The 17722-nt window shown below is 35.2% G+C and carries 20 protein-coding genes and 1 pseudogene; 20 read left to right on the top strand and 1 reads right to left on the bottom strand.

Going from position 1 to position 17722, the window contains the following annotated elements; translation table 11 throughout:
- Window positions 1-10: 10 nt before the first annotated feature.
- Entirely contained in the window at window positions 11-841 is an 831-nt protein-coding gene (locus BUA88_RS13990; RefSeq protein ID WP_159430903.1) for a helix-turn-helix domain-containing protein, read from the bottom strand.
- A 152-nt stretch (window positions 842-993) separates the two neighbouring features.
- Between BUA88_RS13990 and BUA88_RS13985 the strand changes: the two genes are divergently transcribed.
- The 20 genes and pseudogenes from BUA88_RS13985 to BUA88_RS13895 all read left to right on the top strand — a co-directional run bounded on the left by BUA88_RS13985 (window position 994) and on the right by BUA88_RS13895 (window position 17576).
- Window positions 994-1224, top strand: a complete 231-nt coding sequence (locus tag BUA88_RS13985; RefSeq protein WP_072919094.1) for a hypothetical protein — start codon at window positions 994-996, stop codon at window positions 1222-1224.
- 60 nt (window positions 1225-1284) lie between these two features.
- Window positions 1285-1881: a hypothetical protein gene (locus BUA88_RS13980; protein WP_072919092.1), complete on the top strand. Its 597-nt coding sequence runs from the start codon at window positions 1285-1287 to the stop codon at window positions 1879-1881.
- Window positions 1781-2623: a hypothetical protein gene (locus tag BUA88_RS13975; RefSeq protein ID WP_242939629.1), complete on the top strand. Its 843-nt coding sequence runs from the start codon at window positions 1781-1783 to the stop codon at window positions 2621-2623. The genes BUA88_RS13980 and BUA88_RS13975 overlap by 101 nt, the downstream gene beginning before the upstream one ends.
- Before the next feature lie 176 nt (window positions 2624-2799).
- Entirely contained in the window at window positions 2800-3771 is a 972-nt protein-coding gene (locus BUA88_RS13970; RefSeq protein WP_242939628.1) for a hypothetical protein, read from the top strand.
- A 5-nt stretch (window positions 3772-3776) separates the two neighbouring features.
- Window positions 3777-3986: an excisionase gene (locus BUA88_RS13965; protein ID WP_408633812.1), complete on the top strand. Its 210-nt coding sequence runs from the start codon at window positions 3777-3779 to the stop codon at window positions 3984-3986.
- Between the two features lie 97 nt (window positions 3987-4083).
- Window positions 4084-5322, top strand: coding sequence for a tyrosine-type recombinase/integrase (locus BUA88_RS13960; protein ID WP_072919088.1), 1239 nt, complete (start codon window positions 4084-4086; stop codon window positions 5320-5322).
- Window positions 5323-5467: 145 nt separating this feature from the next.
- Window positions 5468-5941 (top strand): annotated as a pseudogene (locus BUA88_RS13955) (lysine--tRNA ligase); the annotation flags it as partial.
- Window positions 5942-6095: 154 nt separating this feature from the next.
- Entirely contained in the window at window positions 6096-6710 is a 615-nt protein-coding gene (locus tag BUA88_RS13950; RefSeq protein ID WP_072919084.1) for a TetR/AcrR family transcriptional regulator, read from the top strand.
- Between the two features lie 25 nt (window positions 6711-6735).
- Window positions 6736-7443: an ABC transporter ATP-binding protein gene (locus BUA88_RS13945; RefSeq protein WP_072919082.1), complete on the top strand. Its 708-nt coding sequence runs from the start codon at window positions 6736-6738 to the stop codon at window positions 7441-7443.
- A gap of 1 nt (window position 7444) precedes the next feature.
- Complete coding sequence (locus BUA88_RS13940) at window positions 7445-10114, top strand: ABC transporter permease (RefSeq protein ID WP_072919081.1); 2670 nt, start codon at window positions 7445-7447, stop codon at window positions 10112-10114.
- 69 nt (window positions 10115-10183) lie between these two features.
- Entirely contained in the window at window positions 10184-10462 is a 279-nt protein-coding gene (locus BUA88_RS13935; RefSeq protein WP_072919079.1) for a helix-turn-helix domain-containing protein, read from the top strand.
- Complete coding sequence (locus tag BUA88_RS13930; protein WP_072919077.1) at window positions 10449-11588, top strand: type II toxin-antitoxin system HipA family toxin; 1140 nt, start codon at window positions 10449-10451, stop codon at window positions 11586-11588. The genes BUA88_RS13935 and BUA88_RS13930 overlap by 14 nt, the downstream gene beginning before the upstream one ends.
- 1 nt (window position 11589) lies before the next feature.
- Window positions 11590-12015, top strand: a complete 426-nt coding sequence (locus tag BUA88_RS13925) for a hypothetical protein (protein WP_072919075.1) — start codon at window positions 11590-11592, stop codon at window positions 12013-12015.
- Window positions 12016-12047: 32 nt separating this feature from the next.
- Window positions 12048-12488 (top strand): GNAT family N-acetyltransferase, encoded by a 441-nt coding sequence (locus BUA88_RS13920; protein WP_083572538.1) that lies wholly within the window; start codon window positions 12048-12050, stop codon window positions 12486-12488.
- Window positions 12489-12503: 15 nt separating this feature from the next.
- Complete coding sequence (locus tag BUA88_RS13915) at window positions 12504-13211, top strand: class I SAM-dependent methyltransferase (protein ID WP_072919073.1); 708 nt, start codon at window positions 12504-12506, stop codon at window positions 13209-13211.
- Between the two features lie 9 nt (window positions 13212-13220).
- Entirely contained in the window at window positions 13221-13688 is a 468-nt protein-coding gene (locus BUA88_RS13910; RefSeq protein WP_072919071.1) for a GNAT family N-acetyltransferase, read from the top strand.
- Between the two features lie 141 nt (window positions 13689-13829).
- Window positions 13830-14888, top strand: coding sequence for a Fic family protein (locus tag BUA88_RS13905; protein WP_072919069.1), 1059 nt, complete (start codon window positions 13830-13832; stop codon window positions 14886-14888).
- 18 nt (window positions 14889-14906) lie between these two features.
- On the top strand, window positions 14907-15845 hold the full coding sequence (locus BUA88_RS13900; protein ID WP_072919067.1) for a DUF1848 domain-containing protein: 939 nt from the start codon (window positions 14907-14909) through the stop codon (window positions 15843-15845).
- 43 nt (window positions 15846-15888) lie between these two features.
- Entirely contained in the window at window positions 15889-16044 is a 156-nt protein-coding gene (locus BUA88_RS16215) for a hypothetical protein (protein ID WP_159430902.1), read from the top strand.
- A gap of 215 nt (window positions 16045-16259) precedes the next feature.
- The gene (locus BUA88_RS13895; protein WP_072916781.1) at window positions 16260-17576 is read left to right on the top strand and encodes an IS4 family transposase; all 1317 of its coding nucleotides are present in this window, start codon (window positions 16260-16262) and stop codon (window positions 17574-17576) included.
- Window positions 17577-17722: the final 146 nt, after the last annotated feature.

The raw sequence follows: 17722 nt of genomic DNA, 5'->3' as shown, positions 1-17722 counted from the left end.
TTCTGAGAGTTTATTCTGTGAGGTATTTCTCGAGCATGCGGACAAAAGCTTTGCCAAGATGTTCCCGTTGAATTGTAACTCTTTCATTATTGGATAATATGTCAAAAGAATAGTCGACAAGGTAATTAATAAAGAGTTTGTAACTCTGTTTATTCTGGGGTGACAAGTCTAGTTCTTTGATTTTGCTTGCGTCTAAGCATGATATCACACAAATACGTTCATCTAATTTTCTAGAGGAAAAAGATAGTTTGGATTCAGGTAAATAATCATACAAAAATTGTTTATAACTATCTTTCGAGCAATAATTAATAGGAGTTATAGACTGGTAGTTTTGAAAAATATCAACTACCAGAGAACGCAAGGGCTCACTCAATTCCAATAACTCGGTGGAATGAAGAAAATCTCCCCTTGTAGTTAATGTGGCAGCATTAATTAATGCAGAGCAATTATCTGGGTGCATAAAGTAATTTAAGAAATCTCTGTAATTAGCATCTGCAATAGCACGATTAATAATATTAATATCGATATTAGAATAATGTGATGCTATAGCAGCTGGACTAAATCCAATAAGTTCTGTAGCTCCTAATAAATAATCAACATTACATTCTAAAAGCTCACACAAAGCATCAACCTTATCAATCGTTGGAATAGAAGTTCCAAGTTCCCATTTCCCAATTGTTCGCCTCTCAACGCCTAAAGCCTCAGCTAAAGTCTCTTGAGATTTACAACAAGCAAACTTCTCATAAGGATTTATTGTAAATATCTGATTGTCTTTATATTTCTTCCACTGTTCCTTTCTAAGCTCGGTCAATCTTTTACCAAATTCATTTTTGTCGTACATATATGACATATTCCTTCCTTCAATTATAAGCATGTGTCATCGAAATGGAATTAACTAGTGACATTATAGAATATATAATTAGAATCATCAAGAGCGCTACTTGAAAGATGTCACTAATTCATGACAAGGTGACAAGAAAGGAGGACATTAACATGCAGGTAAAGTTAGTTGGTGTTCAGCGTGTAAACTTCACAAACAATTCTGGTGAAGTAATAAAAGGAACAAAGCTTTTCTGTGAATTTAAGGATGAGAATGTTGAAGGTCTTAAAACAAATGCTTTCTTCATTAAGCCAGAGATTAAAATTCCTGAGTGCAAGATTAATGATGTAATCGAGCTTTCATTCAATATGAATGGAAAAGTTGAAAAGATTGATAAGGCATAAAAAGTTCTAAAAGGTGGGAGGAGGAGAAATCCTCCTCTTTATCAATAGGAGGCAATAATTATGAGTAAAAATAAATATAACGAAGAACGTTATAATCGTAAAAAATTCTATTCCAGAATATCGTTGGGAATCCAGATGATTATTCAAAAACCGATAATTAATCTTGTATGGTTGATATTAATAATCGGGTATTTAGCTCTTATATATGGTGAAAGCAAATTTTTGCTTATGTATCATGATAAATCTTTATTAAAAGAAATAATGGTCGTTATGCTCAGAATAATAAATGTAACGGTACCAACACTATTTGCGCTTGCCATTATAGAAACTATTGGAGAGTTGACAGCAAGAAAAGATGAAGCTGATATGATACTAGTTTTTGGAAATAAACGAGATGTAAATAATCAGCCACCTATACTAATAAAAAAGAGATTCGATAAGAAAAAAGGAATTATACAAAGAGAATTTTATACATCGATATCAATGGAAAAATGGCAGGAAAACAAAGAAGCTATCTGCGATAGATTAAACGAACATATAATAGGGGATTTTTCTTATGGAGGAAAAAAGAAAAATAGGGGAAATCAAATATTCTTTGAAACAGGCAAAGGAAGAAAGGTACAAGAAAGAGGAACACTATACGATGAAAGCTTCTGATAGGCTTCTTATTGGATATGATTACGATGCTTGGTATGGTTATTCAGAAAAAATACCTGTAAGTGTTGATGCATCTACTAAGAACAATACGCAGACGCTTATATGTGGAATGTCAGGCTCTGGAAAGAGTTATCTTACTAATCAGTATCTTGCACGGATATGTTTATATGGAGGTAAGGAATCAAAGGTATACTTTGCAGATTTTAAGCAGGATGATAGTTTTAAACATCTAAGAGAGTGTCCTCGTTATTATCCATACGATAAAACGATAGATGCCTTGGATGAGGTGTACGACATAATGCACAAGCGTCAATGTGGAGAAGATGAATCGAGAAACTTTATAACTCTTGTTTGGGATGAGTATATGGCAAATATACTTGCATTATTAGGAACGGAGAAAAAGAAAGCAGAGGCGGTAATGCACAAGGTATCAGAAATATTGATGCTTGGAAGAAGTCTAGCAGTAAGACTGGTGATTGCTTGTCAACGTCCAGATGCAACAGCATTTCCTACAGGGTCAAGATTAAACTTCGGTGTAATAATCATAGTGGGTGCCTCGCATGAAAGCATATACTCTATGCTCATGCCTAAAGAATTAAGTGAGAAAGTTGGTAACAGAGAATTTCACACAGGAGAAGGAGTCTTGTTGTGGCAAGGTGCAGAGCTTAAGTTTATAAAAGTGCCCGTCATAAGGGATGAAAGAAAAATGAACGCAATTTGTGTTGAGGGATTAACTAGATAACCAGAAGCGGTGGCGGTGGCGAAGCCACAAGCCATCCGCAACAGGGTTGGTCTAGTATTACCCAACCCTGCACAAACTTGTGCACTCCTTGTGTTCACAGGAGATATAGACTGTTCACAAGCCTGCACAAATTGAACGGCTAGGAGGTGATTGTGATAAAGGATACACAAAGTTTTATGTATCAGCTAACAATTAATTCACCTGATAAAAAGGGATGGTCACATGAGCATATTCTAGAAGTAATGCGTGGAAACTTTAAAACGCTTGTTTATATCTGTATGGCAGATGAACAAGGAAGTTGTTATCATACGCATATCTTCGTAGTATTTGCATCTAGAGTGCGATTCAGTATGGTTAAACGTTACTTTGAGGAAGCTCATATTGAACGATGTAAAGGTTCTGTATCCGAGAATGTAAATTATGTAAAAAAGACTGGCAAATGGGAAACAGATGAATCAAAACAAGAAAAAAAGATAGAAGGAACATTTGAAGAATACGGAACACAACCTCCAGACAGTAAAGGGAAGAGAAGCGATATGTCCGAATTATATCAAATGGTAATGGATAATATGACTAATGCAGAAATATTAGCACAGAACCAGGACTATATTCTTCAGATTGATAAGATAGATAAAGTACGAACCACAATATTGACTGAGAAATATAAAGAAACAGTTAGATTAGATTTAGAAGTTATTTATATCAGTGGTGCAACAGGCACAGGCAAGACAAGAGGAGTTCTTGAAAAGAATGGATATTCTAACGTATATCGAGTAACAGATTATCTACATCCATTTGATTCATACAATGGACAGCCAGTAATTGCATTTGACGAGTTTCGTTCTTCCTTGAGAATAAAGGAGATGCTCTTATTTTGTGATATATATCCGATAGAGCTACCCAGTAGGTACACGAATAAATATGCTTGCTATAACAAGGTGTATATAATATCTAACTGGTCTTTGGAAAAACAATATACAGAGATACAACGGGAAGATAAAGAATCGTGGGATGCATTCCTTAGAAGAATTCATAAGGTGATTATTTATTCAAAGGATGGAAGTATTAGGGAATACGGTTCAGTAAATGAGTATCTAAATAGAACAGAGTTTATGGAAGTAGATGATACTGATATACCTTTTAATTGAAGGGAGTGATTGAAATAGAGAACAAATACGTTCCATTATGGGAAAAAGCAAACTTAACACTTGAAGAAGCTTCAATGTATTTTGGAATTGGACAGAATAAGATTAGAGAATTAACGAATAGCGATGACTGTCCCTATGTCATCTGGTGTGGAAATAAGCGACTTATCAAGCGTAGGTTATTCACTGAATACCTAGAAAAAATGTATTCGATTTAATTAGATAGAGACGTATCTTTTGTTAGACAATGAGAACATGTTGAAGCTATAATAGGCTTGAGCGTGTTCTCTTTGTTGTTATGAAAGGAGTTAAAACATGGCAGTAGAGAGACGCAAGGATAATAAAAATAGAGTTTTGAAAGAAGGCGAATACCAGAGAGCTAGCGGAACTTATGAATTCAAGTGGAGAGACAAGAGAGGCTCTAGACATTCAATTAGCGCTGTTACTCTAGAGGAACTAAGGGAAAAGGAAATTGATGTACTTCGTGATGTGCTGGATGGAGTAAGAGTTGATAAGAACAATCTTACAATCAACGACCTGTACAATAGTTGGGTGCAACTTAAGAGAGGCTTGAAAGAGAATACCTTCTCGAATTATAAGTACATGTATAACATGTTTGTAGAGGGTAACTTCGGAAAGAACAGGATTGTAGACCTAAAGCGTTCAGACGTAAGAGGCTTTTATAATTATCTTGTTGAAGAAAGGCATGTTCAGGTCAATACGATAGATAGTATCCATACAGTATTACATCAAGTTTTAGAACTCGGTGTTGAAGACGATTATCTAAGATATAATCCATCAGATAATGCGCTAAAAGAACTTAAAAAAGCACGTAACTTTGAAGTAGAAAAAAGAAGAGCTTTAACAGTTCCAGAGCAGGAGTTATTTGAATCATTTCTTAGCAAACAAGGGCAGTATCATAGGTGGTATCCAATATTTACAATCATGTTGTGGACTGGAATGCGTGTAGGTGAAATTACAGGTCTTAGATGGTGTGATATTGATTTAGAAGAAGAAACAATTAGTGTGAATCATACTCTGGTATATTTTGACAAGAGGAATGAAGAACGATGTACTTTCGCAATCAACACAACAAAGACTAAGGCTGGTGAAAGAACTATTCCAATGCTTCCAAAAGTCAAAGAGGCTTTTCTCATGGAAAAAGAATACCAAAAAGAATGCGGTCTCAAGAGTAAGGCGGTTGTTGATGGATATCGAGATTTCATATTTGTAAATCGCTTTGGAAATGTTCAACATCAAGGAACACTAAATAAGGCTCTCAAGAGAATAATAAGAGATTGTAACTTCGAGGTACTTGATAAAGATCACCGAGAAGATGCAGTAATTCTACCAAAGTTTAGTAATCATTCATTGAGACATACTTTTACAACTAGAATGTGCGAAGCAGGTGTCAATATTAAGGCGATGCAAGAGATTCTGGGACATGCAGATGCAGAAACTACAATGGACATCTATGCAGAAGCAACAAAAGATTTAAAGAAATCTGAAATGATAAACTTTGAAGAGTATTTCGCAAGACAAATGAAGGCTTAATTATCTATCATATAGATTGCGACCAGAATGCGACTGATTTGCGACTATTTATGTAGATAGATACGGATTTGTATAATTCGAGACCTAGAATAAGGATTTGAAAACACAGACATAAACAGTTATAATGACATTCGTTGAATGCGGGGTGTTATTCCCTACTATGAAGAGTCTTGATGCACCAAAGAAGAGCGGTGCAGCAGAAGAGGCTACAGGCTTCTTCACACCAAACAGCCAGATTGATTTCTCAAACGTAGCTATAGAGCCATTATTTGAGGAGCAGGTTGATTTTGAGACATTCTCAAAGAGTGATTTCAGAGCAGTAAAGGTTAAGGCTTGCCAGGCAGTACCTAAGTCAAAGAAGCTTCTTCAGTTCACACTTGATGATGGAACAGGCACAGATAGAACTATCCTTTCAGGAATTCACGAATTCTACGAGCCAGAAGAGCTTGTTGGCAAGACACTTGTAGCAATCACAAACCTTCCACCACGTGCTATGATGGGTATCGAGTCTTGCGGTATGTTACTTTCAGCAGTTAACAACCTTAAGGATTCAGACGGTGAAGAGCTTCACCTTCTTATGATTGATAACCACATTCCAGCTGGTGCAAAGCTATATTAATATGAATTATGGAACCTTCTTGGATAAAAATATCCAAGGAGGTTTTTTTATATGAAAAAAAAATATTATTCGAGTTTGACAAGACTAACTAAAAGTAATAAGATAACAGTGTTATGTGGATAACACTGTTATCTTTTTTGTTATGGAGGAAAAAATGTCGACAAAAGAAAAAGAAGAAACCAGAGCAAAAATAATAGCTGCAGCAAAAGAAGAATTTTCTGAGTATGGATTTGAAAAATCTTCTTTAAGAAGGATATGTTCAAAAGCCGGATGTACTACGGGCGCAATTTATTTTTTCTTCAAGGATAAAGATGAGCTCTTTTGTGAAATAGTAAATCAGGTGCTTGTTCCAGTACAGCAGGCTATAGCAGAGCATATTTTAGAGGATAAGGCAAGTAGTGACCATCTGTTAGCGGATTCTGATTTTGAACATGAAATTGGATTAGCAGATAGATTGGTGGATATTTTATATTCTCACCGTGAAGAATCGTTGATACTTTTGACAAAATCAGCAGGCTCTTCATTGGAAAAGGCTCCAGATATGTGTGTGGCAGAGCTAGAGAAAGAATATGGTGAGCTGGCAGAAATATATGCAAAGCAGGAAGGTAAAAAGGTGGACAAGTACATGGTGCATTGGCTGTCCCATTTGCATGTGGAAGCATATATTCATTTAGTTACCCACGAAGAGGATGTTAATGAAGCAAAGAAAAGAACAAGGAAAATTATGCTCTTTTTAGTTAAGGGCTGGTTGGAATGTATATTGATGTAGTGCCTATGGATTAAGGAGGAGACAGGTGAATAAAGTATCTTTAAGAAATGTATCAAAGGTTTATAACGTGGGCGAGAAGGAATATCGTGCATTGGATCATGTAGATTTGGATATCGAGGAAGGAAAACTTGTAGTAATACTTGGACCTTCAGGTGCGGGAAAATCTACATTACTAAATCTCATTGGTGGAATGGATGTACCAACAGAAGGAGAAGTAATTGTAAATGGAGAAAACATAACTGGCTACTCTGAGAATAAGCTTAGCGATTTTAGAGCAGAATCAGTTGGTTTTATTTTCCAGTTTTACAACATTCTTCCTTCACTTACAGTAAAAGAAAATGTTGAGTTGATTAATGAAATCGTAAAGAATCCTTTGGATGCCACAGAAGCACTTGAGGATGTAGGCTTGCTGGAGCATATAAATAAGTTCCCAAATCAGCTTTCAGGTGGAGAACAGCAGCGTGTTTCAATCGCACGCGCTATTGCTAAAAATCCAGCGTTACTATTATGTGACGAGCCAACAGGAGCGCTTGACTCTCAGACTGGTGTAATGATTTTAAAGATTTTGAAGAAGCAGACTACAAGGGAAAGAGGCAACAATACAGTTATTATCGTTACCCATAATGCACTCATTGCAGACATAGCAGATGTTGTTATCCGCGTAAAAAACGGAAAGATTAAGAGTGTTGAAGAGAATGCAAACCCAGCAAACATAGATGAGGTTCAATGGTAAAATGTTTAGAAAAAAATTATTCAGAGAAATAAAGGGAAACTTTGGACAGTTCTTTACTATATTCGCCATGATATTTTTGGCGATTATGGCATTTTCAGGAATCAGTGCTTTTTCTGATGGGTTGAAATACTCATCAGTTGAATTCTACGAAAAGAATAATCTGCAGGACCTATGGCTGTATGGTGAGAACTTTACAGAGGATGAATTAGAAAAAATAAGGGCTTTAGACAATGTGGCAGATGTGGAAAGATATTTGTCAATGCAGGGCTCGGTTGATGTAGAAAATACAGAGGATTCTGAAGTAGAAAATATTCCGGCAGAACTAAATTTCTTGGATACTAAGGATGATGAAAAGAATATTTCCACATTGTATTTAAGAGACGGGGAGAAGTATAGTCCTGATAAAGATGGTGTCTGGCTAGGATATTATTTTGCCAAGGCCAGAGATATTCAGGTTGGAGATGAACTTACATTTTATGTTGAAGGCTATGAATTCACAGAGAAAGTTCGAGGAATTGTATCTTCCCCAGATCACGTATATACGGTATCTGACCCAACAGTTATATTCCAGGATGCTGCAGATTTCGGATGGGCATATTTGTCCATGAGGGAATTTCCTAGGGAATATCTTTATGATGAGATTCTTAAGGAAGATGAAATTCTAAAATATCTTGATTCAGTAGATGATATAAAGAAGGCTGTGGATGTTTATTCATCTATGGGAGCTGATATTGAATTTGTTAAAAAGCAGCTGGATATAGATGAAGCTGTGGACCTTGAGACAGCATTGGATAAAGCTAGCTTGGTAAAGAATAAAAAGGCAGATATATCAGATAAAGAAGCATTTATAAAAGCCGTAGATCCAGATTTTGATATAGAAGAGTGTTTTGTTTATCCTAATGCCATAGTTGATGTAGCAGGTGTAGCTCCAAATCCATATATTAAATCAAGTGAATTAGATGAATTTGAAAATAAACTAAAGACAGTTAAAAATGAATTGTACGAGCTGGACGACACATCGATAAGCGCTATAACAGGAAGAGATGTGTGGCAATCTTATGCTAGCTTGAAGGCTGAGTCAGAAGAAGGTGATACATATTCAGGCATGTTCACAGTCTTATTTGTTTTTATTGCAGGACTTTCTGTTGTAACAACAATGAGCCGATTTGTAAAAAAACAGCGAGTACAGATTGGTACGTTAAAAGCTTTAGGTTTTAGAAATAGAAGAGTTACAACCCATTATATTGCATACGGATTTTGGGTAAGTGTTATAGCAGCAATTTTAGGACTTGCTATAGGAGCTCCTTTGTTGGGACAGCCATTTTTAAATATGGAATTATCCATGTTTGATTTGCCTGATGCCCACAGATGTGTTCTCCCAAAGAATTACATTCTTGCGGCTGCAATTATTATCGTAATTACGATAATTACTTATTATTCTATCAAGACCATTTTGAAGGAATCTGCAGCGCAAACCCTTAGACTGGAAGTGCCTCATATAAAAATAAAAGCAAAAGAAGGCGGTAAAGGTATCAGCGCAAAGCTTCCATTTTCTGTAAAGTGGAATCTTCGTGATATTTTCAGAAGTAAATCTAGAAGCATAATGGCTATAGTTGGCATTATGGGTTCTACCTTACTTATAGTAATGGCATTTGGTATGCAGGATTCACTGAATCATTATATGGAATGGGAGTTTGATAAGATACAGGCCTATAAATATAAACTCACCTTATCAGAAAATGTATCTGATGATAGATTGGATGAATTGTTTGATACCTATGGGGACGCAACAAGCCAAACAGTAGCTATTGAATATAAGGATTCAGATGGTAACATTGTCACATCTACCATTACAGTAAATGATTCTGATGGATATTTAAGAGTATCTGATCATGATACAAATACTTATGATATTAGTGATGGAATCCCAGGAAACACTGATGGTGATATAAATAAAGCAGGGGCTTTATTTGCCACAGAAAAGCTTTTAAAAGAAAATAGTTTTTCATTAGGAGATAAAGTCAAATGGAGAATCATGGGTGAGGATGATTGGTATGAAACCAGCATTGCCGCTGCCTATAGAGACCCTCAAAGTCAGCAGTTTTCTATGACAAGGGCCGCATTTGAAGACCTGGGCAAGGAATATGTCTGTGATACCATCTATACAAATGATGACCTAAGCAATCTAACAGATTCAGATATTGATGGAGTATCCACGATTTCATCTATCGAATCTTTGAAAGAGCAGATGAATGTTATGCTTGAAATGATAAGCAGTATGATTATTTTATTAATTGCTATATCAGCCCTACTTGGTTTTATCATCATCTACAATATGGGAATCCTTGCTCTTACAGAAAAGATGTATCAGTTTGCAACACTAAAGGTATTGGGATTCAAGTTCAAAAAGCTGGCACTCATTTATACTCAGCAGAATCTGTGGCTTACCATAGTTGGAATCATATTTGGTTTGCCACTGGGCTATGAATTCACCGACTGTATGTTTAAATATGCTATTGGAGATAATTATGATTTCTTCGCAAACATTGATATATCTTCATACCTTATTGCTATAATCGGTACACTTATAATTATGTTAGTAACAAGTATTGCATTGTCACGTAATCTTAAAAAGATAGATATGGTTGCAAGTCTAAAGGCCAACGAATAAAAAAGATACGATAGTGCTAATATATTAGCTATAATTGTATATTTTATTTAAAAGTGTTAATATATTAGCATGATAAATTTATATCAAAAAACATGGAATGAACTAAATAAGGAAATTGCGGCAAATTGCAAAAATCTTAGAAAGAGAAAGAAAATTACACAAGAACAGTTAGCTGCCAAATCAGGGGTGAGTTTTGCATCTATAAAAAGATTTGAGCAGACTGGCGAAATATCGTTACAATCACTGACAAAGATAGCCATTGCTTTGAATGCAGAAAAAGAATTTGAAACCTTGTTTACAGCTGTGCCATATAGTTCCATTGAGGAGATTTTAAATGAACAAGATTAATAAATTGGAAGTCTATTATCATAATAGATTAGTTGGAACGATGGCTCTATACAAAAATAAGCTTGCTGCATTCGAGTATGATAAGGACTGGTTGGTAGAGGGATTTTCAATAAGCCCTTTTTCACTTCCATTGGAAAAAGGGGTTTTTATTCCAGATATAGATCCATTTGACGGTTTGTATGGGGTATTTGCTGATAGCTTACCAGATGGATGGGGAAGATTGCTTGTAGATAGATTGATGCGTAAAAATGGATATAATCCTGAAACTCTTAGCAGTATGGATAGACTAGCTATTGTAGGTGAGTCTGGTATGGGGGCACTTACATATAGGCCAGCTGCAAAATTAATTGATAATAACGAGCAAAAAAGCTTGGATGATATTGCAGATGATTGCGCTAAAATTCTTCAATCAGAATTAAGTGATGGTTTAGATTATCTTTTTGAAAATGGTGGCTCTTCAGGAGGAGCCAGACCTAAAGTTCTCACAAAAGTTGAGGGAGAAGATTGGATTATCAAGTTTCCTTCGTCAGATGATGATATCAATATAGGCAAGCAAGAATATGATTATGCTATTTGTGCTAAGGAGTGCGGTATTCAAATAGAAGAAGTGAGGTTGTTTGAATCAAAGCATTGCTTGGGATATTTTGGAACCAGGAGATTTGATAGAGAAAATAATCTAGAAAGTGGAAAGAGGCATATGGTATCTGCCGCTGGAATGTTGGAAACATCCCATAGGGTACCTAATTTGGATTACAACACCTTAATGAGGCTCACCTTACAACTAACAAAGTCAATGGAAGAATGTGAGAAGATTTATAGGTTGATGTGTTTCAATGTATATGCACATAATCGAGATGATCATTCAAAGAATTTTAGTTATATCTATCATGAACACGAGGGAATATGGTTATTATCGCCTGCCTATGATTTGACCTATAGCAATTCTATTGCAGGTGAGCATGCTACGACTATAAATGGAAATGGAATGAACCCATCAGAAGAGGATATTTTGGCTGTGGCAGAGAATATAGGCTTAAATTTAGTTAAAGCAAAACGAGTGTCTGCAAATATAAAAGAATGTGTAAATAATATGTTAGGAGAATATTTGAAGAATAGGAGAAGATGATATGAATTTAGGGAGATTATTAGTATTGCTTTTGGTGGGATATGTGATTGTGACTTGGATTGGAATAGGCCATACCGTTTTTAACATCAAGGTATTGCACATGAAGTCCATGAAGGAGAGCCCGGGAATGGGTGAGGGCTATGAAAAGACTAAGCCTTGGCATCCACTATACAACATTATTATTTTCTCATTATTAGGATGGGTTTATATGAGAGGATTAGATGAGCAGACAATACCAGCAGCTCTTATAGCAGGTGCAATCTGGGCAATATTATGTATAGTTGTAGATTTAATAGGATGGGTTCTTATTAAACATCCATGGAGATTAACCTTTAAAGAGTTTTATGTGGATTATCAGCCATGGATTACACTGATTTATATTGCAATTTTCTTAGGACCAGTTATCGGATATTTGATAGTTAGATAGATGAAAAATAATTACTTACAAGAGGAGACATAATGAAAATAAGAGAGATGGACATAAAGGATATAGAGTTGGTTTTGCCTCTATATATTTCTTACTACAATGAAGTGGAAGACTGTTGCTGGACAGAGGAAACAGCTGGAAAGAGAATTCACCAAGTATTGTCTATGGAGGATTCCTATAGCTTAATCCTAGAAGATGGTAGTAAGGTTGTTGGATTTGCAATGGGATTTTTCAAGCAATATGATGACATTGTTGGCTATACACTTGAAGAAATAGTAATAGCTAAAGAGTTTCAGAATCAAGGTATAGGCAGCCAATTTTTACAGGACTTAGAGTCTCGCGTAAAAGATAAAGGAGCAGCATGTGTGGAATTACAAGCTGTTAATGATGAAATGCATGAGCGATATTATGGCAAAGCGGGATACTACACAGCTGATAATTTTGTTATGAAGTCTAAGTGGTTTGAAGATTAGTAAGGTTTTTATGATATGGATTCTAGAGTCAAAGAAATAAGAGAAAATGAAAAGAATTCACATATCGAGATATATTCGAAAGAAACTTTATATCATACTGAGAGTTGGCTTAAGAAACCAATTAAAACGGTAGAAGATATTATCCCGCTTTTGTGCGATATAAAAAAAGTTCAAGCGTTGGATCTTGGATGTGGTGTTGGAAGAAATAGTATTTATATTGCCAAAGAATTTAAGGATAAAGAGTGCAAAGTAGATTGTATAGATATTCTTGATATGGCAATAGAAAAGCTAAATGAATATGCAACGCAGTATGGAATAGAAAAGTCAATAAATGGGATTGTGAATTCTATTGAAGACTTCAAGATTATAAAAAATAAGTATGATTTTATATTAGCTGTATCTTCATTGGAGCATGTTGAAAATGAGGCTAAGTTTTTTAAAAAATTAGAAGAAATACGAGATGGGGTTAGGGACAATGGAATAGTATGCCTAATAATTAATTCTGAGATAAAAGAGTGGAACAGAGAAACATATGAAGAACTAGAGCCACAGTTTGAAATCAATCTTCAAACAGATATATTGAAATCCTATATAGAGGATGTATATAAAGGGTGGGATACACTGAAGAACTGTGTGGTTAAGCAAGAGTATGATATCCCAAGAGGTGGTATTGTAAGTCATTTATCAACAAATGTAATTACATATGTTGGTAAAAATAGGTGAGAATATATTATGATTACGCTTGAAATAATGACCAGAGAATTATGTCATGAGCTATATAAAGAATGGACAAATGATGAATCAATTTATATGGACATGAATTTGTTCAAAACTTTTGTTTATAATGAGGAAGCTGTGGATAGATACTTTGATTCAAAACAGAGTTCCTCAAGAATACTGTTTGCAGTTATGTTAGAAGGTAAGCCTATAGGAGAAGTACAGCTTAAGGAGATTGATAATATCAAAAAGGAATGTACACTTAGCATTCATATGCAAAATGATGAAGCAAAAGATAAAGGATATGGAACTGAAGCTGAAAAGCTTGCTATCAAGTATGCTTTTGAAGAGTTAGGTATGAATGCAGTAAATGCAGATACTGTTCTTAAGAATACTAGAAGCCAGCATGTTATGGAAAAAGTAGGCTTTAAATTTCTCAGAGAGGAAGGGGATTTTAGGTACTATAAGATAGAGAAAAAATAATTATATTTTAATGATGTGGATGCTTTTCTGCATACAAAAAAGTAAGTATCTGCATATTAATAGTCAATTTATATGCAGATACTGTTTGAGTATCTGCATATTTTATTGTATATTATATGCAGATACTTGAGGAGGTACAATATGCATAAATTTGATTATTCATTTTTGGATGAGGGAATGTTACCTGCTGAAATGGTGAATTTAACAGCATCTATTGCAGCATTTGATGCAATATCGTCTGAACGCAAGGATGCTAATCAAAGCATATATACTGAACTTGAAAAAATCGCTAGAGTTCAGTCTGTAAAAGGATCAAATGCTATTGAAGGAATTATCACTACAGATGCTAGAATTAAAGAAATTGTGGATGGAGATAGTGCTCCTTTAAACCATAGCGAACGTGAAATTGCTGGATACCGAGACGCATTAGATGAGATTCATAAAAACCATCAATCTATGAGTTTTAGTGAAAACACGATTTTACATATACATCAGATGATGACAGACTTGGCTGGCTATGAGTTATCTGGCAAATATAAAGAAGATGATAACTTAATATTACAAGTTGATGAGAATGGAAGACGAAAAGTTCGTTTTACTCCAATACCAGCAGATGAAACCAAAGATGCAATGGAACAACTTATCTTAGCTTATATAGATGCAAGAGATAATCCAAGGGTTAACAAGTTACTTTTGATTCCATGCGTAATTTTAGATTTTTTATGCATACATCCATTTGCAGACGGTAATGGACGAGTTTCGAGATTATTATCGATTCTGTTGTTATATAAGAGCGGCTATGATGTATGCAAGTATGTTTCATTTGAGGAGCAGATAAATAATTCAAAAGAGTTTTACTATGAAGCATTGCATGATTCTTCTCAAGGATGGCACGAAAATGAGAATTCATATTTTGAGTTCATGAAGAATTTTTTGTCTACACTATATAAGTGTTACAAAGAATTAGATAAGCGTTTTTCAACTGTGAATGGGAAAAAGATTGCAAAAAGTGAAAGGGTAGAACAAACAGTTTTAAATAGTGTTCTACCTGTATCAAAGGCAGAAATATGCGAAGTATTACTAGATGTTAGCCCTACAACAGTTGAGGCAGTGCTAGGTAAAATGGTAAAGAGTGGTTCAATAAAAAAGATAGGACAAGCGAGAAATACAAAGTATGTCAATGCCAAGTATTTAGAGTAGAGGAATGAAAGGTAGATTATGATAATAAACACAGGGCAGCGCACTGACATTCCGGCGTTTTATTCAGACTGGTTTGCAAACAGGCTGAAGGAGGGTTATGTTTGTGTGCGCAATCCATATAATCCTAAGCAGGTTAGCAGATATAGGCTTAATCCAAGTGTGGTGGATGTGATAGGGTTCTGCACAAAGAATCCAGCGCCAATGTTTAAGTATATGGATTTGCTAAAGGACTATGGACAGTATTGGTTTGTGACCCTGACTTCTTATGGAAGGGATATAGAGCCTAATGTACCGGATAAGCACAAGCTGATAGAAGATTTTAAAAAGCTTTCAGATGTGGTAGGTGTCAACAGTATTGGTTGGCGTTATGACCCAATCTTCATATCAGATAGATATACAGAAGAGTACCACATCAACGCATTTACCCAAATAGCAGAAGCACTTGATGGCTACACAAAAACAGTAGTTATAAGCTTTATAGACCTTTACCCAAAGGTAAGAAAAAATTTCCCAGAGGCAAAAGAGGTGGCAAAAGACCAGCGTCTTAGAATGGGAAAGCAGATTATAGAAATAGCCACAGCCCACGGCATGACAGTGAAGCCATGTGCAGAAGGAGATGAGCTGGCACAGTTCGGTGCTGATTGTGGAGGCTGTATGACTATAGCAGATTATGAGAAAGCTATAGGACAAAAGCTGATTGTTCCTAAAAAGAAAGGAGCCAGGGCAGAATGTTCCTGCTACCTTACCTGCGACATAGGAGCCTATAATACCTGCAAGCATCTATGCAGATATTGTTATGCAAATGCAGAATCAGAAACAGTATTAATACTAAGCAGCCAACATGATCCCACATCTCCATTTTTAATAGGGAACTATCAGCCTGATGATCTAATAAATGATGTTCCTCAAAAATCATGGATAGATGGGCAGATGGTTCTGCCATTAGATAAAATGTGACACCCAGCTATAATGCTGACAGAAGACAACAGGAGGGACAAGAATGAATAAAGTAAAAGTCGAAAGGATATTATTGTTTATAACGGGTATATTATTTTTTATAGCTACAGTTAGGTCTGGAAACAGCCTTTTTGCAGCGCAGGGTTGTGCTGCGTTGATATTTGCGATGTTACTTAAAGAGGAGAAAAGTAAAAAATAATATTTATCTTACGGGTCTGGCGTTTGCCCAATGTCATTAAGTTAAGATGAATCAATTGAGATCTCTATACCAGAAATGGTATAGGGGTCTTCTTTTTTATAAATATATGTTGACATAACAAGAGAAATATGTGGCCGCTTTCGCTACTGATGTTTTTAAGGTAGCGAAAGCGGCCCTTGTAATTAAGGGAAAACTTGATTACGAGGAGGTAACATATGAAACCTAAACATGTCAAAAAAATTTTAATTTCAGAGATTGAATCTACCGCTAAGAGTATGTGTAACTATGTAAATAATAAAGAAACTGACTTCATAAGAAATAGGAAATTACCATTCCTGACGATTATCAAATCCATTATTGGTATGGAAAGTAAAAGTCTTACAAATGAACTAATAGATATTTTCCCAAATGTTGAATCTTTGCCGTCTGCATCTGCTTTTGTGCAGCAACGACAAAAGATTAAGGCAGAAGCATTTAAAGCTATTTTTAATGGTTTTACTAATAAGTTGATGTCGGAAGATAGTAACGATATGGTAATTCTTGCGGTTGATGGTTCTGATATACAAATACCGACCAATTATGATGATAAAAGCTCGTATTATCCAGGTGCTAATGGGCAAAAGCCATATAATCTTCTGCATTTGAATGCGCTGTATGATTTAAATAAGCACATATATGCAGATGCATTAATACAGGGAAAACGAAATCTAAATGAACATTTAGCATTACAACAAATGGTAGATAAATCAAATATAGATTGTGCTCTCATCATAGCTGACAGAGGATATGAATCTTATAACAGCATGGCACATATACAGGAAAAGGGATGGTTCTTTCTAATTCGTATAAGAGATGGAATATGTGGAATAAAAGCAGGTTTTGAATTACCTGAAGAGCCTGAATATGATGTTAGTATTGAATTAAACCTCACTCGCAAGCAAACGATTGAAACAAAAAAATTGTTTAAAGACAGAAATCATTACAGGGCACTTCCTGCAACCACACCGTTTGACTATCTTCCTTCTATATCTAGGAAAAGTGACCCTACTAGATTTTATAAGCTTTATTTTAGACTTGTACGTTTTGAAATTAGTGATGGAATATATGAGAGTGTTGTAACAAACTTAGATTCATTGAAATATCCGCCATCAAAACTTAAAGAATTGTACGCAGAACGCTGGGGAATAGAAAGCTCATTTAGAGACTTAAAATACACAATAGGAATGCTTAATTTTCATTCAAAAAAGGTGATGTGTATTCATCAGGAAATCTATGCCCATTTGATAATGTATAACTTTGCAGAAATGATTACCTCGCACGTAGTCATTGAAAAAAAGCAAAGAAAATATACATACAAGGCGAACTTCTCAGTCGCTGCTCATGTATGTAGACAATTTTTTCAAGGAAAAACAACATCACCTAATTTAGAAACCATTATTGCTAGAAATACAATCCCAATTAGAACTGGAAGGCACCGAGAAAGAAACCTCACAGCAAAAGTATTTCGTGGTTTCTTATATAGAGTAGCATAAAAATAATAATTTAAAAACGCTTTGCTGGCAGATTTATCATCTGTCTATTTGTTATGCTTAAAATGAAAAAACGAGATTGAAGTTTATAGCTCCAATCTCGTTTTCTTTATTTTAGTCTCCACTGCAATGTTAACTTAATGACATTG

The sequence above is a fragment of the Pseudobutyrivibrio xylanivorans DSM 14809 genome (assembly GCF_900141825.1).
Lineage (GTDB): Bacteria > Bacillota > Clostridia > Lachnospirales > Lachnospiraceae > Pseudobutyrivibrio > Pseudobutyrivibrio xylanivorans.
The sequence above is the reverse complement of the archived record's forward strand: the minus strand, read 5'-3'. Positions and strand labels throughout refer to the sequence as shown.